At 73.4% G+C, this 19,075-nt stretch carries 15 protein-coding genes; 7 read left to right on the forward strand and 8 right to left on the reverse strand.

Annotation, left to right across the window (positions count from 1 at the left end; all coding sequences use genetic code 11):
• The first annotated feature begins 166 nt into the window (after window positions 1-166).
• The 3 genes from rsgA to ACIRF8_RS16105 all read left to right on the forward strand — a co-directional run bounded on the left by rsgA (window position 167) and on the right by ACIRF8_RS16105 (window position 3,316).
• Window positions 167-1,294, forward strand: coding sequence for a ribosome small subunit-dependent GTPase A (gene rsgA / locus ACIRF8_RS16095; RefSeq protein WP_404215172.1), 1,128 nt, complete (start codon window positions 167-169; stop codon window positions 1,292-1,294).
• A gap of 103 nt (window positions 1,295-1,397) precedes the next feature.
• Complete coding sequence (locus ACIRF8_RS16100) at window positions 1,398-2,798, forward strand: bifunctional transcriptional activator/DNA repair enzyme AdaA (RefSeq protein ID WP_404215906.1); 1,401 nt, start codon at window positions 1,398-1,400, stop codon at window positions 2,796-2,798.
• A gap of 5 nt (window positions 2,799-2,803) precedes the next feature.
• Window positions 2,804-3,316: a methylated-DNA--[protein]-cysteine S-methyltransferase gene (locus tag ACIRF8_RS16105; RefSeq protein ID WP_404215174.1), complete on the forward strand. Its 513-nt coding sequence runs from the start codon at window positions 2,804-2,806 to the stop codon at window positions 3,314-3,316.
• On the opposite strand, the gene ACIRF8_RS16110 is transcribed toward ACIRF8_RS16105, so the two are convergent.
• From ACIRF8_RS16110 to ACIRF8_RS16120, 3 genes are all read right to left on the reverse strand, one after another.
• A complete protein-coding gene (locus ACIRF8_RS16110) occupies window positions 3,317-3,988 on the reverse strand; it encodes a 4'-phosphopantetheinyl transferase family protein (RefSeq protein WP_404215176.1) in 672 nt (223 codons plus the stop codon).
• 80 nt (window positions 3,989-4,068) lie between these two features.
• Window positions 4,069-4,551: a DUF456 domain-containing protein gene (locus ACIRF8_RS16115; protein WP_404215178.1), complete on the reverse strand. Its 483-nt coding sequence runs from the start codon at window positions 4,549-4,551 to the stop codon at window positions 4,069-4,071.
• 82 nt (window positions 4,552-4,633) lie between these two features.
• A complete protein-coding gene (locus ACIRF8_RS16120) occupies window positions 4,634-5,614 on the reverse strand; it encodes a helix-turn-helix transcriptional regulator (protein ID WP_404215180.1) in 981 nt (326 codons plus the stop codon).
• Between the two features lie 626 nt (window positions 5,615-6,240).
• On the opposite strand from ACIRF8_RS16120, the gene ACIRF8_RS16125 reads away from it, so the two are divergent.
• Complete coding sequence (locus ACIRF8_RS16125; protein WP_404215182.1) at window positions 6,241-7,449, forward strand: protein phosphatase 2C domain-containing protein; 1,209 nt, start codon at window positions 6,241-6,243, stop codon at window positions 7,447-7,449.
• Window positions 7,450-7,513: 64 nt separating this feature from the next.
• A complete protein-coding gene (locus ACIRF8_RS16130) occupies window positions 7,514-9,259 on the forward strand; it encodes a pyruvate dehydrogenase (RefSeq protein WP_404215184.1) in 1,746 nt (581 codons plus the stop codon).
• Window positions 9,260-9,265: 6 nt separating this feature from the next.
• Here ACIRF8_RS16130 and ACIRF8_RS16135 read toward each other — a convergent pair whose 3' ends face one another.
• The gene (locus tag ACIRF8_RS16135; RefSeq protein WP_404215186.1) at window positions 9,266-12,328 is read right to left on the reverse strand and encodes an alpha-mannosidase; all 3,063 of its coding nucleotides are present in this window, start codon (window positions 12,326-12,328) and stop codon (window positions 9,266-9,268) included.
• 254 nt (window positions 12,329-12,582) lie between these two features.
• On the opposite strand from ACIRF8_RS16135, the gene ACIRF8_RS16140 reads away from it, so the two are divergent.
• Window positions 12,583-13,029: an ATP-binding protein gene (locus ACIRF8_RS16140; protein WP_404215188.1), complete on the forward strand. Its 447-nt coding sequence runs from the start codon at window positions 12,583-12,585 to the stop codon at window positions 13,027-13,029.
• Between the two features lie 51 nt (window positions 13,030-13,080).
• Here ACIRF8_RS16140 and ACIRF8_RS16145 read toward each other — a convergent pair whose 3' ends face one another.
• Window positions 13,081-14,172 (reverse strand): DUF2637 domain-containing protein, encoded by a 1,092-nt coding sequence (locus tag ACIRF8_RS16145; protein WP_404215190.1) that lies wholly within the window; start codon window positions 14,170-14,172, stop codon window positions 13,081-13,083.
• A 208-nt stretch (window positions 14,173-14,380) separates the two neighbouring features.
• Complete coding sequence (locus ACIRF8_RS16150) at window positions 14,381-15,235, reverse strand: (2Fe-2S)-binding protein (protein WP_404215192.1); 855 nt, start codon at window positions 15,233-15,235, stop codon at window positions 14,381-14,383.
• Between the two features lie 146 nt (window positions 15,236-15,381).
• On the opposite strand from ACIRF8_RS16150, the gene ACIRF8_RS16155 reads away from it, so the two are divergent.
• The gene (locus tag ACIRF8_RS16155; protein ID WP_404215194.1) at window positions 15,382-16,152 is read left to right on the forward strand and encodes a GntR family transcriptional regulator; all 771 of its coding nucleotides are present in this window, start codon (window positions 15,382-15,384) and stop codon (window positions 16,150-16,152) included.
• Between the two features lie 81 nt (window positions 16,153-16,233).
• Here ACIRF8_RS16155 and ACIRF8_RS16160 read toward each other — a convergent pair whose 3' ends face one another.
• Together ACIRF8_RS16160 and ACIRF8_RS16165 are read right to left on the reverse strand one after the other, a co-directional pair.
• Entirely contained in the window at window positions 16,234-17,010 is a 777-nt protein-coding gene (locus ACIRF8_RS16160) for a hypothetical protein (protein WP_404215196.1), read from the reverse strand.
• Window positions 17,011-17,148: 138 nt separating this feature from the next.
• Window positions 17,149-18,825, reverse strand: a complete 1,677-nt coding sequence (locus tag ACIRF8_RS16165; RefSeq protein WP_404215198.1) for a PucR family transcriptional regulator — start codon at window positions 18,823-18,825, stop codon at window positions 17,149-17,151.
• Window positions 18,826-19,075 lie beyond the last annotated feature (250 nt).

Consider the following 19,075-nt stretch of genomic DNA (forward strand, 5'->3'; position numbering starts at 1 on the left):
ATGGCCGAGAGCCGTGCGCGAGGAGGAGGTGGAGAGACCGATGACTGTCGTCGAGATGGGCGCTGCCCGCATCCGGAAGTTCGTCAGGACCACCACCTCCGTGGCCACCGGCTGAGCCGATCCGTGCTCCACCCGTAGCCGGGGCCGCCCTTCGAAGGGTCACCCCTTGTCCCACCTCTCGTCCTCATCTCTGCCCTCTTCGTCCTCCGGCTCCGACCAGCCCGTCCTCGCCCCTTACGGATGGGACGCGCACTGGGCCGCCGAGTTCGCCCCCTACGCCGAGCGCGGCCTCGTGCCAGGCCGGGTGCTGCGCGTCGACCGCGGGCGCTGCGATCTCGTCACGCCCGACGGGCTCGTGCACGCCGACACCGAGTACGTCGTACCGCGCGACCCCATGAAGGTCATCTGCACCGGTGACTGGGGCGCCGTCGACCCGGCAGGCCGCGATCCGCGCTACGTCCAGGCGTATCTGCCGCGGCGCACCGCCTTCGTGCGGTCCACCTCCTCCAAGCGGTCCGAGGGGCAGATCCTCGCCGCCAACGTGGACCACGCGATCATCGCCGTGTCCCTTGCGGTCGAGCTCGACCTCGGGCGGATCGAACGGTTCCTGGCGCTCGCCTGGGAGTCCGGCGCCCAGCCGCTGGTCGTACTCACCAAGGCGGACCTCGTGCCCGATCCGGTCACGCTGTCCTACCTGGTCTCCGATGTGGAGACCGCCGCGCCCGGCGTCCAGGTGCTGCCCGTCAGCGCCCACGACGGTGACGGCACCGACGTCCTGCGGGCCGTCGTGGCCGGTGGCACGTCCGTGCTGCTCGGCCAGTCCGGGGCCGGGAAGTCCACCCTCGCCAACGCGCTGCTCGGCGCCGACCTGATGGAGGTGCGGGCCGTCCGCGACCTGGACGGCAAGGGGCGCCACACCACGACCACCCGCAACCTGTTCGTACTGCCGGACGGCGGGGTCCTCATCGACACGCCGGGGCTGCGCGGTGTCGGCCTCTACGACGCCGAGTCCGGGGTCGGCCAGGTCTTCGCGGAGATCCAGGAACTGGCGCGGGACTGCCGCTTCCAGGACTGCGCCCACACCGTGGAGCCCGGCTGCGCGGTGCTCGCCGCGCTGGCCGACGGGGTGCTGCACCAGCGGCGGCTGGACAGCTACCGCAAGCTGCTGCGGGAGAACGAGCGGCTCGCCGCCCGTACCGACGCCAGGCTGCGGATCGAGATGCGCAAGGTCTGGAAGCAGCGCGGGGCGCAAGGCCGCGCGGCGCTCGACGCCAAGCGCGGGCGCCTCATGTGACGGACGCCGTCCCCACCGCGGTCGACCGCGGTGGGGACGGCGGCAACGCCATGTCCGATTCCCGCCAGCCGGGTGGCGCGCCCCGCGTCACACTGGAACGGTGATGATCGACGAGGACGCCCGCTACGAAGCCGTGCGCAGCCGGGACGCCCGCTTCGACGGAGAGTTCTTCTTCGCCGTGGAGACGACCGGCATCTACTGCCGCCCGAGCTGCCCCGCGGTCACCCCGAAACGGCGCAACGTGCGGTTCTACGCCACGGCCGCCGCCGCGCAGAGCTCCGGGTTCCGGGCCTGCCGCCGGTGCCGCCCCGACGCCGTGCCCGGGTCCGCCGCGTGGAACGCGCGCGCCGACGTCGTCGGCCGTGCGATGCGGCTCATCGGGGACGGCGTGGTCGACCGGGAGGGCGTCGGCGGGCTCGCCGCGCGGCTCGGATACAGCGCGCGACAGGTGCAGCGCCAGCTCACCGCCGAGGTCGGCGCGGGCCCCGTGGCGCTCGCCCGCGCCCAGCGCGCCCACACCGCGCGCGTGCTCCTCCAGACGACACCGCTGCCGGTCACCGAGATCGCGTTCGCGGCCGGGTTCGCCAGCGTGCGGCAGTTCAACGACACGATGCGCGCGGTGTACGCCCGCACCCCCACGCAGTTGCGCACCGACGCGCCCGGCCGGGCCGAGGAACGCGACGCCGTCGCCGCCACCGCCGGGATCCCGCTGCGCCTCGCCCACCGCGGCGCCTACCCGGCAGGACCCGTCTTCGACCTGCTCGAACGCGAACTCCTCGACGGCATCGAGGAGATGACCGGTGAGCGGGGCGCCCGCATGTTCCGGCGCACACTGCGGCTGCCCTACGGGACGGGCATCGTCTCCGTCGACGAGGCCGGTCATGAGCAGCCGGGGGCGCGCACCGAGCACCGCGGCGGCTGGCTGGACGCCCGGATCCACCTGACCGATCTGCGGGACCTGACCACGGCCGTGGGCCGCCTGCGCCGCCTGTTCGACCTGGACGCGGACCCGTACGCGATCGACGAGCGGCTCGGCGCCGACCCGCGGCTCGCCCCGCTCGTCGCCGCCCGGCCGGGCCTGCGCTCGCCCGGCGCCGCCGACCCCGAGGAACTGGCGGTACGGATCCTCGCCGGGCCCGCGCGGTCCGCCCGGCTCGTCGAGCGGTACGGCAAACGGCTCGACGCCCCCTGCGGCGGCCTGCACCGTGTCTTCCCCGCGCCGGACTCCCTCGCCGACGAGCCGGGCACGCTCGGCGCGCTCGCCCGCGCCCTCGCGGACGGCACCCTGACGCTCGACCCGGGCGCCGACCGCGACGACGCCGATCAGGCGCTGCGGGCTCTGCCCGGTATGGACGCGCGCACCGCCGCCCTGATCCGGCTGCGCGCCCTCGGCGACCCGGACGTGGCCGTCCCCGGCGACGGCGACACCGGGGACGCCTGGCGGCCCTGGCGCTCGTACGCACGTCAACACCTCATTGTGGAAAGGCAGTTGGAGAAGCTGTGACAGTCGTGAGCACGACCGGCGAGACCGAGTACTACACCACTTTCGAGAGTCCGCTCGGCGAGCTGCTGCTGACCGGCGACTCCACCGGCGCTCTCACCTCCCTGTCCGTCCCCGGGCAGAAGGGCGGGCGGACGGTCCAGGAACTCCAGGGGCACGGGGTGCGCGATCCCGCGCGCCTCGCCGCGGCCACCCGGCAGCTCGGCGCCTACTTCGCCGGTGAACTGAAGGAGTTCGACCTGGAGTTGCGGCCGACGGGGACGGAGTTCCGGCGGCGCGTGTGGGACGTCCTCGACGCCGTGCCCTACGGCGACACCACCACCTACGGTGCCGTGGCCGCCCGCATCGGTGCCTCGGGCGTCGCCGTGCGGGCCGTCGGCGGCGCGATCGGCGCCAACCCGCTGCTCATCGTGCGGCCCTGTCATCGGGTGATCGGTGCGGGCGGCTCCCTCACCGGGTACGCGGGCGGCCTGGAGCGCAAGGTGCGGCTGCTCACCCTGGAGGGTTCCCTGCCGCACTGATCAGGTGCCGGATTCCTCCGGGCTCACCGCGATCGCCGCCGCGTACCCCTCGGGGACCGGGACGTCGCGCAGCGTCCAGTCGCCGGGCGCGCCGGGGGAGTCGGCCAGCGTGCCGACGTAGTCGAGATCGGTGGCGCGGGACAGGCCCGTGCCGATCCCCTTGAGGTAGGCCTCCTTGCGGACCCAGGCGCGGGAGACGGCGAGGCGGCGCTCCGACGGGTCGCGCAGGGCGGCCAGTTCGGCGCGCTCACGGGGGTGCAGCAGCGCCGTCACGTCCTCGGCGGCCGCGGGCGTCGCCAGTTCCTCCACGTCCGCGCCGACCGGCACGGGGGCGAGCGCCACCAGCGCCAGGTCGCCGCCGTGGGAGAGGGAGAAGTGCAGGCCCGGGGCGTCCGCGAGCGCGGGCCTGCCGTGCGGCTCGCCGCAGCCCGGGCAGGGTTCGCGGACGAAGCGCAGCGAGCCGGGCGGGCGGCCCAGCCGCTCGCCCAGGACGGCGCGCAGCGCCAGATGCGCGGTGAGGTAGCGCCGCCGGTGCCGGTCGAAGGCGAAGGCGGCGGCGCGGCGCAGCTCGTCCGCGTCGAGGACCCCGACCCCGTCCCCGGCCGCGGCATCCGCCCGAACCAGCCACAGCCCGACCGCCCCGGAGCCAGGCAACTCCCGTACGTAATCCATGAGTCACGCTTCCCGATAGCGCGGGGCCGAGAAGGATCACCCCGCCTCGGCTCAGCGTACCCGCCCGGCTCCGCGGTGGATCAGCCCCAGATCTCGGCTCCGGCCCACGCCCCCACGATGAGCAGGCACGCGAACAGCTCGGCCAGGACGCTGGTGCCGCCCGCGCGCATGGCCGTCCGGGTCGACGCCGCGGCGTCCCCGTGGCTGCCGAGCCGCAGCCGTTCCGCTCCGTAGATGCCCGCGACGAAGCCGGGGATCGCCCCGATCACCGGGACGACGCAGAACCCGACGAGCGCGCCGACGCCCGCCCAGAGTGCGAGCGCGCGGGTCGCCCCCGCCTGTCGCAGCCTGCGCGGCGGCAACTGCCAGCGCAGCACCTGCGCGGCGAGCAGGACGGCGGTGGCGCCGACCAGGACACCCCAGGCCAGAGCGTTCGGGTCACGCAGCGCCCAGACGGCCACCGCGGCCCACACGAGCCACGACCCGGGCACACCCGGCACCAGCACCCCGCACAGACCGAGCACCAGCACGGCCCCGACCAGCAGGAGTTCCCACGCGCCCATGGCCCAAGGGTCCCCCAGACGTGCCGGGCCCGCAGATCGGGGACGGGCCGGGGAAGGGGATCGAGGACAGGCGCTCAGGCTCTCAGCGGGACACCCAGCCCCGCTCGTAGGCGTGCCAGCCGAGCTGGAGGCGGGTCGTCACCCCGGCCAGCTCCATCAGCCGCTTCACCCGGCGCTGCACCGTTCGCAGCCCCAGATCGAGCTGTTTCGCCACGCTCACGTCCGTCAGCCCGGCCAGCAGCAGGGAGAGGATCTCCAGGTCGGTGCCGTCGGGCCCGGCGCCCTCCGCCTCCTCGACCTGCCCGCTCTCGCCGAGCCGCAACGGCAGCGCCTGCCGCCAGACGGCCTCGAACAGGCCGGACAGGGACTCCAGCAGGCCGCTGGCGTGGACGACGAGCGCCGCCGGTTCCGAGGTGCGGGAGGTCAGCGGGACCAGGGCGAGCGCGCCGTCGGCGATCACCAGCTTCGTCGGCACCCGGTCCATGACGCGGACCTGCTCGTCGCGCCGGATCGCCGTCGACAGCTCGGTAAGACCCGACGGCTGCGACAGCACCTCCCGCTCGATGACGACGCGGTAGCCGACGCCGCGGCTGACGGCCTGCGGCTCCGCCTCGTTCTCCATGCCGGTCACGGCGACCGGGTTGCCGGTGACCAGCGCGCACACCTCGGAGACCGCGCCGAGCTGGATCTGGAGGAAGCGCTGCGACACCGCGGCGGCCCCGGTCACCACCTCGACCAGGTCGTGCACCGCCGGTTCGGTGGCCTGCGCCCGGTACTCCTCGGCGAGCAGCGCCGCCGCCAGCTCCGCCTTCTCCAGTTCGTGCCGGCGCTGGGTGAGCAGCGCGCCGAGGGCGACGCCCGGCGGGGCGGCCACCCAGCGGCCGGGCCGCGCCGACGACTGGGCCGCGAGCCCGTGCCGCTCCAGGAGGCGCAGGGTGATCTCGGCGTCGTACTCGGCGAGTGTCAGCCGCCGGGCCAGATCGGACACGTCCGCCGCGCCCACCGCCACCAGGGCGCGGTACGCCGACTCGTGCACCTCGTCCAGACCTATCGCACCCAGCATGCGGCGATGCCCCTCCCGCGCAGTTCCGTCCAGTCCGTTCCGACCCCCCGGATGGCGGGAACCGGCCACGGCACAAACCCGCCGCGCCCATCTTCCCCGCACCGGCCGCCACTCTGCCAATGTGGCGTCACCGCAGTACCGACACCCGCCGGGAATATGGCGTATGGACCGTATTCACCTGCGCTTTCACAGGGGGAGCGCGATGCGCCCGACAGCGCGTACGGTCCTGGGCGCGGCGACAGCCGCCGTCCTCGCCGTCACCGCGGCCCCCTCCGGCCGGGGCACGACAGGGGAGTGCCCCGGCCGGAGGGGCACTGGTGGCAAGCGCCGCCACCGCCCTGCCCCCCGGCGGGCGGCGACGCGCCCGTGCTCCAGACCCGGCAGAACGGCAAGGACCTCCACGTCCACCCGGCGATGGCGGGGAGACCTGGACCGCCACCGTGGACCACGCGGGGGCCACCGGCACGATCAACCGGGCTTACGACGTGCGTGAGTTCGAGTGATCACCTGAACCGGTCCGCCGGGCGTCCTTCCCGTGGGGGGTGGGGCCGCCCGGCGGACCTTTTGCACGGCTGATTTTCCCGATGCCCCGTTTTCGTACGGCCCGCGCCGTGGACAATGAGGACATGAGCCAGCAGGGGGAGAGGCCCGCCCGCCGCCAGGACCGAGCGGACGACTGGTGGGTTCAACTGTACGAAGACGCTGCCGCCGACATCGCCGACGACACCGGACCGGCCCCGGCCGCGGACACCCTGGACGACCGTTTCGCCTCGGCCGGAGCGGTGACGGCCCCGCCGGGCTCGGTCCCCGCACCCCGCGCCCCCGTCGCACCCGAGAGCGTGGCGGCGCCCCCACCGCCCTCCGTCCCCTACGTCGGGGACGGACCGCCCACCTACGACGCCGAACCCACCGCCCTGCCCGTCGCCGATCCGGACGAGCTCGACGGGCTCGTCGCCGACACCGTGCTCGACGGCGCGCGGTACGGAAGCTGCACCCTGCGCGCCGCCTCCGTGCGCGGGGACTCCGCCCGCTACCGGGGCGAACCCCGCCGGGACAGCCTGCTGACCGCCCGGTTCGGCAGCGGACCCGGCGCCCTCATCCTCGTCGCCATGGCCACCGGCGCCCGCGCGACACCGGGCGCGCACCGGGCCGCCGCCGAGGCGTGCGACTGGATCGGCCGCGCCGTCGGACGCAGCCACGCCCGGCTGACCGAGGACATCAGGGCGGGCCGCCGCGGCGACCTCAAGTCGGGGCTGCACCGGCTCACCGACCGCAGCCTCGGCAAGCTGCGGGCCGTCGCCGCCGAGCGCGGCCTGGACCCCGAGGAGTACGCGGCGGGGCTGCGCTGCCTGCTCGTGCCCGCCGACCCGGAATGCAGGACCCGGGTGTTCTTCGGCGTCGGCGACGGCGGCCTGTTCCGGCTGCGGGGCGGAAAGTGGCAGAACCTGGAGCCGGACGTGCCGAGCGCCGACGAGCGGAGCGGCGCCCCCGTCGTGGGCTACGGATCGCTGCCGCCCGCCGAGACCCCGCAGGGCGACCGGCTCACCATGGACCTGGGGATCACCACCCCGCCGAGCCCGTACGAGCCCGCGCCCGAACCGTCCCACGACCCCTTCCGCTTCCGGGCCTCCGTCGCCCGACCGGGTGACACGCTGCTGCTCTGCACGGTGGGCCTGGCCGAGCCGCTGCGCGGCGAGCCCGACCTCTGTGCCCACCTGGCGAGCAGATGGGCACAGAACGAGCCGCCGGGCCTCACCGCGTTCCTCGCCGACGCCCAGGTGCGGGTCAAGGGCTACGCCGACGACCGGACCGCGGCCGCGGTTTGGGAGGCGTAACCGCGCCCCTTGTGAGCTCATGGAACCCACAAGCAGCGATCGGTTCCGAAGGGGCACGTGAGTCATGGCCAAGCAGAACGTCGCCGAGCAGTTCGTCGACATCCTCGTCCGCGCGGGCGTCAAGCGCATGTACGGCGTCGTCGGCGACAGCCTGAACCCGGTCGTCGACGCGATCCGCCGCAACAGCGCCATCGACTGGGTGCACGTCCGCCACGAGGAGACCGCGGCCTTCGCGGCGGGCGCCGAGGCGCAGATCACCGGGACCATGACGGCCTGCGCGGGCTCCTGCGGCCCCGGCAACCTGCACCTCATCAACGGCCTCTACGACGCCCACCGCTCCATGGCGCCCGTCCTCGCCCTCGCCTCCCACATCCCGTCCGGCGAGATCGGGCTCGGCTTCTTCCAGGAGACCCACCCCGACCGGCTCTTCCAGGAGTGCTCGCACTACTGCGAGATGATCTCCAGCCCGAAGCAGATGCCCCGCGTCCTCCAGACCGCCATCCAGCACGCGGTCGGCCGCTCCGGCGTCAGCGTCGTCACGCTGCCCGGCGACGTCGCCGACGAGGCGGCCCCCGACCAGGCCGTCGAGACCGCGCTCGTCACGTCGCGGCCCAGCATCCGCCCCGGCGACACCGAGATCGACAAGCTCGTCGAGCTGATCGACAAGGCCGCCAAGGTCACCCTGTTCTGCGGTAGCGGCACCGCCGGGGCGCACGCCGAGGTCATGGAGTTCGCCGAGAAGATCAAGTCACCGGTCGGGCACGCGCTGCGCGGCAAGGAATGGATCCAGTACGACAACCCCTTCGACGTGGGCATGAGCGGACTGCTCGGGTACGGCGCCGCCTACGAGGCCACCCACGAGTGCGATCTGCTGATCCTGCTCGGCACCGACTTCCCGTACAACGCGTTCCTGCCGCAGAAGGACGTCAAGATCGTCCAGGTCGACGTGCGGCCCGAACACCTCGGCAGGCGCTCGAAGCTGGACCTCGCGGTGTGGGGCGACGTACGCGAGACGCTGCGCTGCCTCACCCCGCGCGTGAAGCCCAAGACCAACCGCCGCTTCCTCGACAAGATGCTGAAGAAACACGCTGACGCCCTCGAAGGCGTCGTGAAGGCGTACACGCGCAAGGTCGACAAGCACGTGCCGATCCATCCCGAGTACGTCGCCTCCGTCCTGGACGAACTCGCCGCCGACGACGCCGTGTTCACCGTCGACACCGGCATGTGCAACGTGTGGGCCGCCCGCTACATCTCGCCCAACGGGCGGCGCCGCGTCATCGGTTCGTTCTCGCACGGCTCCATGGCGAACGCGCTGCCCATGGCCATCGGCGCCCAGTTCACCGACCGCCGCCGCCAGGTGATCTCCATGTCGGGCGACGGCGGATTCTCGATGCTGATGGGCGACTTCCTCACCCTCGTCCAGTACGACCTGCCGGTGAAGGTCGTCCTGTTCAACAACTCCTCCCTCGGCATGGTGGAGTTGGAGATGCTGGTCGGCGGGCTGCCCTCGTACGGGACCACGAACACCAACCCCGACTTCGCCGCCGTCGCCCGCGCCGCCGGGGCGTACGGCGTCCGGGTCGAGAAGCCCAAACAGCTCGCGGGCGCCCTCAAGGACGCCTTCAAGCACAAGGGCCCCGCGCTCGTCGACATCGTCACCGACCCGAACGCCCTGTCCATCCCGCCGAAGATCAGCGCCGACATGGTGACCGGCTTCGCGCTCTCCGCGTCGAAGATCGTCCTCGACGGCGGAGTGGGCCGCATGGTGCAGATGGCCCGCTCCAACCTCCGCAACGTCCCCCGCCCCTGAGACGGCTCACACGGGCCGCAGCCGCAGCGTCAGGATCTGGAACGGCCGCAGGGACAGCGCCAGACCGGTGTCCGAGGTGGACGCCGGTTTCAGCGGGCGCTCCAGGAGGTCCGTCTCGTCGGCGCCCGCCACCGGGAACGACGCGGTGAGCGTCGCCGTCGCGCGTCCGCCCCGTGACTCGTAGAGCCGCACCACCACGTCACCGCTGCGGTCCTCGGCGAGCTTCACCGACTCGACGGTCACCGCCGGGTCGTCGACCGTGACGAGCGGCAGGACCGTCTCCGTCTCCGCGATCCGCAGCGGAAGGTTCAGCGCGAGGCCCCCGGCCACCGCGTCCCCGGTCGTGGCGCCCGGCAGCAGCGCGTACGTGAACCGGTGCGTGCCGAGATCGGTCTCCGGGTCGGGGCTGTGCGGGGCGCGCAGCAGCGTCAGCCGGACGGTCGTGCCCACCCCCTGCGCGTGCGGCGTGCGCGTCACGTCGTGGCCGTACGTCGAGTCGTTGAGCAGGGCGACGCCGTACGCCTCCTCGGCCACCCGCAGCCAGCGGTGCGCGCAGATCTCGTAACGGGCCGCGTCCCACCCGGTGTTGGCGTGCGTGGGCCGGTGCACGTGCCCGAACTGGATCTCGGCCGCCGACCGCTCCGCGTGCACGTCCACCGGGAACGCCGCCTTGAGCACCTTCTCCGACTCCTGCCAGTCGATGTCGGTGACGACGTCGAGGCGGCGGCTGTCCGCGGCGAGCCGGTACTCCTGCGTGAGCCGCGACGAGCCGAAGGAGCGGGTGACGCGCACCGAGACCCGCAGCGGCCCGTCCTCCACCAGCTCCACCGACTCGGCGTCCGTGAGGTCGGTGCGGGTGTGTCGGTAGTGCGCGTCCAGGTCCCAGGCGTCGTACTGGGTGGGGTGGTCGGGGTGGAGCTGGAGCAGATTGCCGCGCGTCCCCGGCGCCAGCACCTCACGCCCGCCGTGGGTCAGGTCCCGTACGGAGCTGAGGAGCCCGTCGCTGTCGACGGTGACCGCCAGATACGCGTTGGCCAGCACGATCGCGTCCTCTTCACGGGTCGCCGCGGCATGGGCGCCGGGACCGCGGGTCCGCGCGGTGGCCTCGGCCAGGGAGCGGATGCCGAGCCCGTCGACCTCGACGTGCACCAACGTGCCGTCGTGGGCGACCACCTCACTGCGCGGGTACGGGGAGGCGTTCAGCACCGACGCCTCACCCGCTCCCAGACGGCGGACCGCCTCCGCGGTGATCGCGTCCAGCTCGGCGAGGACACGGGCGTAGGTGTCGCGGGCCTCCCGGTGCACCCAGGCGATCGACGAGCCGGGCAGGATGTCGTGGAACTGGTGCAGCAGGACCGTCTTCCACAACCGGTCGAGCGCGTCGTACGGATACGCGTACGACGGATCGCGCAGGGCGGCGGTGGCACACCACAACTCGGCCTCGCGCAGGGCGTGTTCACTGCGCCGGTTGCCCTGCTTCGTCTTCGCCTGCGTCGTGTACGTCGCCCGGTGCATCTCCAGATACAGCTCGCCGGACCAGACGGGCGCCTTCGCCCCGTACTCCTCGTACGCCGCCCGGAAGAACGCCGAGGGCTTCTCGATCTCGACGCGCGGCGAGCCCTCCAGGGAGCGCAGCCGGCGCGCCTTCTCCAGCATCTCGCGCGTCGGACCGCCACCGCCGTCGCCCCAGCCGAAGGGGACGAGGGAGCGTGAGGCGCCACCCTTCTCCGCGAAGTTCCGCTCGGCGTGCGCGAGTTCGCGGGCGTGGAACTGGGCGTTGTAGGTGTCCACGGGAGGGAAGTGGGTGAACACCCGGGTGCCGTCGATGCCCTCCCACCAGAACGTGTGGTGCGGCATCTTGTTCGTCTGGTTCCAGCTCAGCTTCTGCGTCAGGAACCACCGGGCGCCCGCGAGCTTGGCCAACTGCGGGAAGGCGGCCGTGTATCCGAAGGAGTCCGGCAGCCAGACCTCCTCCGTCTCCACGCCCAGCTCGTCCAGGAAGAACCGCTTGCCGTGCACGAGTTGCCGCGCCAGCGCCTCTCCGCCCGGCATGTTCGCGTCCGACTCCACCCACATCGAGCCGACCGGGGCCCAGTTGCCGTCCGCCACGGCCTTCTTGATGCGGTCCCAGATGTGCGGCTGGTGCTCCTTCACCCACGCGTACTGCTGCGCCTGCGAGCACGCGAAGACCAGCTCCGGGTAGTCGCGGGCGAGCGCCGTGACGTTCGCGAACGTACGCGACGCCTTGCGGACCGTCTCGCGCAGCGGCCACAGCCACGCCGAGTCGATGTGCGCGTGTCCGGCCGCCGAGATCCGGTGCGCGCTGGCGTGCGCGGGCCGGAGCAGCACGTCGGCCAGCTCCGCGCGGGCCGCCACCGCCGTCCCGGCGACGTCGTGCAGATCCAGTACGTCCAGCATCCGCTCAAGGGCCCGCAGGATGTCGTGTCGCGCGGCCCGGTCCGGGTCCAGCTCGTGCATCAACTCCGAGAGGACCTCGACATCGAGCACCAGATGCCAGACGTCCTCGTCGAGTACGGCCAAGTCGGCAGAGCGGAATCGGTAGATGGGGCGATCTCCGGCGGTCAGCACGTCACCGAGCGGAGTGGGCTCGAAGTCCCGCAGCACCGTCGGGTTGGCCGCCGCCTCCAGGAGCAGACGGACCGGCTCGCCACCGGTCGCGCGCGCCGCGATCGTGAGGTGCCGGTTGCGCGGATGGATGCCTTTCAGCGGCACGCCCGAGGCGTCGTACAGCAGCCCCTCCGCCTGGAACCCCGGCCCCTGTCCGGAGAAGCCCGGGTCCACCACGGCCTCCACGTGCCGCCCCGCCCACTCGGCGGGCACCTGTCCCTCAAGGCGGAACCAACTGGTCGACCAGGGCTTTCCCCAGACGGAACCGGCCGCGAAGGGTTCGTACGTCCCTCGCAGCGCCTCCGCCACGGGCACCGGCTCACCCGGCGCGTGCCAGGCGCTGAGCGTCAGCGGGGACCGCGCGGCGTACTGCGCCGGTCGCACGAACTGGCGCATCGCCCGTTCCAGTCGGCCCTCCACGAGGTGTCGGTCGTCGTGCACGGCGGCTCCTTGTCAGTGCTCGTCCCGAAGGAATCCCACGCTTCCTTCCCCGCGCGGCCTGTGGACACCCGTGGGTGATGGACGAATCAACAAGAGTGCCGACATGGCCATTGGGCATGCATCCCCGTGTACGCGTTCGAGGCAATGACCGGGCAGCACGAGTCCAGAGCGAGGAAGGCATCGGGATAGGCGTGTGGGCGGGGGGCATGAAGAGGCAGGCAGCGGGGGGCAGCCCGACGAGGGGCGGGGTCTCCATGACACGTACGGAGAAAGCCGGCGCGAACGGAGCCGTACCGGGGGAGGGACCGCCGAGACAGCTCAAGCGCATGCTGGGCAAAGCCGATCTGAAGGCGGTGCCGGAGACCCGGCGGGCGCTGCGTGAACTGCTCAGCCACTGGGGCAGGCCGGGAAGATCGGAGATCGCCGAACTGCTCACCAGTGAGCTCGTCACCAACGCACTGGTGCACACCGACCGCGACGCGGAAGTCACGGCGACGGTGGGCCCGCGCGGCCTGCGCGTCGAGGTGCGGGACGACGCGGAGCGCAAGCCGAAGCTGCGCGTACCGATCGCCGACGACGGTACGAACGGCAGGGGCCTGGTGCTGGTGCAGTCCCTCGCGGACGCCTGGGGTGTGGTGATGCTCGGCGCGGGCGGGGCGGGAAAGGTGGTGTGGTTCGAACTGGACGGCGGCACCGCGTGACGTCCGCGTCACGACAGTGCCGCCGCACCTCCCGCGGCCGGAGCCGGGGCCTCAGCCGAACTGCTGCTCAAGGTCCTTGAGCTTCCGTTCGAGCGAGTCGAGCCGGGGCAGCGCCTGCGTGTCGTCCTCCGCCGTCAGGTCGACGGTGGCAGGCGACTGCGGTTCAGTCCCACCCCTGACGGCCTGGAGCGAGGGCCTGGAACGCAGCGGAAGCTGGTCCTGCGAGAGCTCCGGGGGCGCGTTCCCGGGCGATATGGCAGGGTCCGTGCCGCTCTGCCCGGCACCCGCCGAGGCCGTCACGGCGGGCACCTCCACCTGCCGTCCGCCGCGCCCGCCGAAGGCGCGGTTGCCACGGCTGAGCGCCCGGAGCTGCGCCCGCTCCAGCTTCCCGTGCTCGCGCCGCCGCATCCGGTCCTGCGTCTTCTGCCGCTTGTCCTCGCGCACCTCGTCGACCGCCTCGTCCAGGGTCCGCACGCCCTCCAGGAGCATCAGCGACCAGGCGCTGTAGGTCTCCCTGGGCGCGCGCAGCCACCGCACCATCCGGATCTGCGGCAACGGCCGCGGCACCAGGCCCTGTTCGCGCAGCGCCGCGCGGCGCGTCTGCTTCAGGGCGCGGTCGAAGAGCACGGCCGCCGACAGGGACATCCCCGCGAAGAAGTGCGGGGCGCCCGCGTGGTCGAGGCCGCGCGGCGCGTGCACCCAGTTGAACCAGGCGGCGGCGCCCGCGAACGTCCACACGAGTATCCGTGAGCCGAGCGCGGCGTCGCCGTGGCTGGCCTCGCGCACGGCGAGCACCGAGCAGAACATCGCGGCGCCGTCGAGCCCGAACGGGACGAGGTACTCCCAGCCGCCGGTCAGGTTCAGGTTCTGCCGGCCGAAGCCGACGAGGCCGTGGAAGGAGAGCGCGGCGGCGACGGCGGCACAGCAGAACAGCAGCACGTACGAGGCCGAGCCGTAGACGGTCTCCTTGCGCCTGCGGCGCTCCTCGCTGCGCTCCCACGACGCGTCGGCGGACGACACCCCCTTCTTCCCGGCGTCCCCGGCGCGCTTGCCGCGCGCGAGCACCGCAACCGCCGCCAGCAGGCCCAGGAGCAGCACGGCGCCCGGAAGCAGCCAGTCCAGCGATATGTCGGTCAGTCTCATCTGGGGTCCCTTGCCTAGCGATAGGGCGTTTCGGGCGCCATATTGGCCCAGTCGCCCGAGCCCGCAGGGGGTTTCGGGACAAGACAACGCCATAGGAGTGCAAGGGGGCGTGAAAAGTGGCCGTACGCTCGAACTCCCGCAGCAAAAACGGGAGTTGAGTTCGATTTACGTCACTCGTACGGGTGGTTCGATGTCGCGTGCGGGGTGCTCAGGCAGCGGACGATGCCATGAGCCGTGCGACGCGGTCCGCGTCACAGGTGCGCGGGCAGGTCACGCAGGTGTCCTCCGGGCGCAGCGTGTAGAAGAGGCAGCAGCTCGCGCGGTCGCGGGTGGGCAGCGACTCCCCGTTCGGGCCCGTCAGTTCGCGGAACGCGGCCTTACCGACGTACGGCTTCGTCGTGCCGGGCAGCAGCTCCTCCAGTTCGGCCATCGCGCGCTCCTCCTCGCCGAGCAGGTGGCCGACGTACCAGAGGCCCTCGACGATCTCGTCCGTCGCCATGCCCCACAGGGCGCGGGGCCCGCGCCGCATCCGGGGTCCGAAGCCGGTGAGGACGGGCTCCAGGTGTTCGGCGACGGCTGCCCGCAGTTCCGCGCGCAGGGCCTCCTCGTCGGGGACGACGTGCGCGCCGGGCAGGCTCGCCGCCGGGTCGCCGGGCAGGCAGGCGAAATCGGTGACGCGTACGGCCATCCGGCCGAGCGCCCGCTGGAGCGAGACGTTCGCGGCGGGGTAGCGCGGCACGCGGCGGTGCAGGAACCAGGGGACCGTGATGAGCAGGCAGGCGGGCCACGCGTAGCGGTGCAGGCCGAAGCTGGCGACGACGTCGGGGCGGGCCCGCTGCCCGTAGTCCTTCAGGACCTGCGCGTCGTCCCAGGAGAGGAAGGCGTCGAGCGCTGCGCCGCCCTCGGCGAGCTGCCGGGCGCCGACCCAGCCGGCCTCCTCGGGCAGCGGTTCACGGGGGCCGAACTCGTCGATGCGCAGGCTCGGGAACACCTCGGTGAGGCGGGCGTACGCGGCCGAGACCGCGGTGTCCGTCGCGGCGGGCGCCGGGGTGAGCAGAGTCATGCAGTGACCACCGAATCACGATCGTTTGCAGGTAAGCCTTACCTTACCCGATGGATCCGGGGTTTGAACTGTGGGCTGTGCCGCCTATCGTTCTGGTTGAGCATGGGACAAACGGCCGGTAACGGCCAGGAACGGCGGCGAAGGGGATGAGCGGGGTGGGGCAGGCCAGACCGCGTCCGGCACATGGCTCCGCGACGGCTCTCGGGGTGCCCGAGCAGCGGTCGGCCACCGCGTGGACCGGGGCGCCGCCGCAGGCCGCCGCCCCCGGGCGGAGCCGCGGCGACCACACGCACAGCGAGCCGCCCGCGCCCGGCCTCGCGCTTCACGGGACGGTCCGGCGCACCTCGGTGCGCGGGCAGGTCCTCGACGCGCTGCGGGCCGCGCTCCTCTCCGGCGAACTGGCGCCGGGCGAGGTGTACTCGGCGCCCGTCCTGGGCGAGCGGTTCGGCGTGTCGGCGACGCCCGTGCGCGAGGCGATGCAGCAGTTGGCCCGGGAGGGCGCCGTCGAGGTCGTGCCGAACCGCGGCTTCCGGGTCGCCGAGCGGACGCCCCGCGAGCGGGCGGAGCTGGCCGAGGTGCGCGGCCTCGTCGAGGTGCCCATCGTGCTGCGGCTCGCCCGGACGCTCCCGGCGGAGCGCTGGGCCGCGGTCCGGCCCAGCGCCGAGGCCACCGTCGCCGCGGCGGCCCGCGGCGACCTCGCGGGGTACGCCGAGGCCGACCGGGCCTTCCACCGGGCCCTGCTGTCCCTCGCCGGGAACGAACAGCTCGTGCGGATCGCCGACGACCTGCGCCGCCGCGTCGTCTGGGCGGGCTGCGACCTACGGGCGGACGCGGCGGAGCACGTCGCCCTGCTCGACGCCCTTGAGGCGCAGGACCTGACCGCGGTCGGCGCCGTGGTCCGCCGGCATTTCGGCTGAGAGCCCGTCTTCGCACGGCTCCTGGCGCCACCGGCGCAACCAGCCCCTCCGGCGTTCGAGGAGCGGGTCCGGGGCGGAGCCCTACGCCGCCGCGGGCAGCGCCTGTGCCAGCCACGTCGGGACGCCCCCGAGCAGCCGGAACAACCGCCCCGCCTCCGCCCGAAGCCGCGCCGACGTCTCCGGTTCGGGCTCCGCCTCGGCGAGGGAGACCAGCGCGGGAGCCGTGCCGACCAGGAAGCCGAGCTCCTCGCGCAGCCGCAGCGACTCGGCGAAACCGTGCCGTGCCTCCGCCAACTCGCCCTCCCGCAGAGCGAGTCCGGCCAGTTGGCGCCATGTGAAGGAGAGCAGCAGCGGGTCGCCGTGGGCCGTCGCGCCCGCGTGGGCCCTGCGGTACGCGGACCGCGCCGCCTGCGGCGAGTCGGCCAGGTTCTCCGCCAGCAGACCGCGCCGGAAGTCGAGCAGCGCCCGCGCCGCCGCGCCGGGGGCGAGCAGCGCCGCCGCCCTGCCGAACGCCGAGCGGGCCTCGTCTGCCCGGTCCCGCACCCTCAACAACGTGGACGCGTACGCGAGTTGGCCACGCTCGCAGGCCGCCGCCCCGCGCTCGTCGTCCGTGTGGGCGACGGCCTCCGCGGCGCGCAGCGCGTCCTCCGCCTCGGCCCAGCCCTGCTCCGTGTAGAGGCAGCGTTCGCCGAGCAGCGCCGCGCGTTGCAGTGCGGCGGCCGGGTCGTGCGGCGCGTGCGGGTCGAGCAGTGCGGCGGCGTCGGCCCAGCATCCGCGCGAGCGCAGCCGCCATACCGCGGTCTGGAGTGGATCGTCCCCTGCGTTCGTTCCCGTACCAGACATGGCGGTATGCGCCACGTTGCCCTCCCCGAGCACGCCATCGAGCCGAGTTGTCGTGGGGCATCTCAGCACGGATCGCGGCACCCGGCCAAGAGGGTGGGTGAAAGATTTCACAAAGGGACGGCCTTCCGGTTCCGGCCGGGCGCCGCCGTCGGGTCAGCTCATGCGCAGGGCCAGGAAGAAGTCCAACTTGTCCTCCAGGCGCGAGAGATCACGGCTCGTCAACTGCTCGATCCGGCCGACGCGGTAGCGCAACGTGTTGACGTGCAGGTGCAGACGGCCCGCGCAGCGGGTCCACGAGCCGTCGCAGTCGAGGAACGCCTCCAGGGTCGGGATCAGCTCCGCGCGGTGCTTGCGGTCGTACTCGCGCAGCGGGTCGAGGAGCCGCGCCGTGAACGCGCGGCGCACGTCGTCGGGGACGAAGGGCAGCAGCAGGACGTGCGAGGCCAGCTCCTGGTGTCCGGCGGCGCAGACCCGGCCCGTGCGGGCGGCGGCCACCCGGCGGGCGTGCCGGGCCTCCTCCAGGGCGCCGCGCAGCCCCTCGGCCGAGTGCACGGCCGCGCTGACGCCGATGGTCAGGCGCCCGTCGTCGGCGAGACCGGCGGCCAGCGGGTCCCGTACGGTTCCGAGCAGCGCGTCCGCGACGAGGCCCTGCTCGGAGCCGTCGTGCTCGGCGGGTACCGCGGGCAGCGGGACGAGCGCCACGGCCTCGTCGCCGGTGTGCGCCACCGCGATCCGGTCGGAGGGCTCGGACCCCGCGGACAGCGGGTCGACCAGGATCTCCTCCAGGAGGGACTGGGCGACCGGGCCGCCGTCGATCTCCCCGCCCTCCCATTCGACGCGGGCCACGACGACCTGCCAGTGCGGGGCCGCGCCGAGCCCCGGCAGCAGGACCGGGGCCGTCACGCGCAGCCGGGCGGCGATCTCGGCCGGGGCCGCGCCCGTCTGGACCAGTTCCAGGACCTCCTGGGCGAGCCGGCGGCGTACGGTGCGGGCGGCGTCGCGGCGGTCGCGCTCGACCGAGATGAGCTGGGTGACGCCCTGCAGCAGGTCGAGCCGTTCCTCGGGCCAGTCGCTCGCGTCCGCCTCGACGGCGAGCAGCCAGTCCGACAGGACCGTCTCGCGGACGTCGCGGGACGCCGGCACCGCGTTCCGGCCACCGGAGCGGATGCCGAACACCGAGTACGTCGTGGTGCCGACGGTGACCCGGTGCGGGGCCCGGCGCCCCGCGCGGACCGCCGACAGGTGCTCGGCGGCCAGGCGCGCGCAGACCTCGGCGGGCAGATCGGGCCCCGCCGCGTTCGAACCGGCGATGGCGCGGCCCGCGGGGGAGAGGACCCAGGCCCGCAGGTCCAGGTCGGTGCCGAGGAGGTCGAGAACGACGTCGGGGCCGCCGCCCGCGGGGCCCGACGTCATCAGGCGCCGGTGCCGGTCCACGACCGCGGCCAGGTCACCGGCGCGCTCGCCCGAGACCTGGCGCACGACGTGCTCGGTGATGGTCGCGAACGCCACCGACTCGTTCACCGCGAAAAGGGGGAGCCGGTGCCGGGCGCAGGCCCGCACCAGGTCCTCGGGGACGGCGCCCAGCTCGGCCTCGCCGGCCGCGAGCGCCGCGACCCCGGCCGTGGCCAGGAGGCGGACGAAGGGCTCGGAGTCGGCCGCGTCCCGGCGCCAGGCGAGGCCCGTGAGCACCAGCTCCCCGCCGGACAGATAGCGGCTGGGGTCCCGCAGGTCCGTGGTCATCACGCCGCGGACGGTGCGGTCCAGCTCCTCCTCGCCGCCGAGGAGCCTGAGGCCCAGCGCGTCCGTGTCCAGCAATGCGCGCAGCCGCATGTCGTCGTCGCCGCCGATCTGTCTCGAACTGTTTCCTGGGTGTCAGCAGGAAAACGAAGAGGTTACTGATGTTCTCCGTTCATACGAATCTACAAGACACCCATGTTGGTCAGCCAACTCCTTCATGGTTTCCGTGACTGACCCTGGCGGAGCACAGGGCGGTGTACTGGGCGCACTCCGCGTTAACAGCACATGAACGAGCCCCCGTGATCCGCACATCCGTGGCTCGATTCGATCGAACGAACCACGA

Origin of the sequence: Streptomyces sp. NPDC102406 (assembly GCF_044765725.1) — a bacterium.
GTDB lineage: Bacteria > Actinomycetota > Actinomycetes > Streptomycetales > Streptomycetaceae > Streptomyces.

Coding starts and splice junctions, on each gene's coding strand:
- ACIRF8_RS16100 (WP_404215906.1), top strand. CDS start 1,398: ATGATCGACGAGGACGCCCGCTACGAAGCCGTGCGCAGCCGGGACGCC.
- ACIRF8_RS16110 (WP_404215176.1), bottom strand. CDS start 3,988: ATGGATTACGTACGGGAGTTGCCTGGCTCCGGGGCGGTCGGGCTGTGG.
- ACIRF8_RS16115 (WP_404215178.1), bottom strand. CDS start 4,551: ATGGGCGCGTGGGAACTCCTGCTGGTCGGGGCCGTGCTGGTGCTCGGT.
- ACIRF8_RS16120 (WP_404215180.1), bottom strand. CDS start 5,614: ATGCTGGGTGCGATAGGTCTGGACGAGGTGCACGAGTCGGCGTACCGC.
- ACIRF8_RS16125 (WP_404215182.1), top strand. CDS start 6,241: ATGAGCCAGCAGGGGGAGAGGCCCGCCCGCCGCCAGGACCGAGCGGAC.
- ACIRF8_RS16130 (WP_404215184.1), top strand. CDS start 7,514: ATGGCCAAGCAGAACGTCGCCGAGCAGTTCGTCGACATCCTCGTCCGC.
- ACIRF8_RS16140 (WP_404215188.1), top strand. CDS start 12,583: ATGACACGTACGGAGAAAGCCGGCGCGAACGGAGCCGTACCGGGGGAG.
- ACIRF8_RS16145 (WP_404215190.1), bottom strand. CDS start 14,172: ATGAGACTGACCGACATATCGCTGGACTGGCTGCTTCCGGGCGCCGTG.
- ACIRF8_RS16150 (WP_404215192.1), bottom strand. CDS start 15,235: ATGACTCTGCTCACCCCGGCGCCCGCCGCGACGGACACCGCGGTCTCG.
- ACIRF8_RS16155 (WP_404215194.1), top strand. CDS start 15,382: ATGAGCGGGGTGGGGCAGGCCAGACCGCGTCCGGCACATGGCTCCGCG.
- ACIRF8_RS16165 (WP_404215198.1), bottom strand. CDS start 18,825: ATGCGGCTGCGCGCATTGCTGGACACGGACGCGCTGGGCCTCAGGCTC.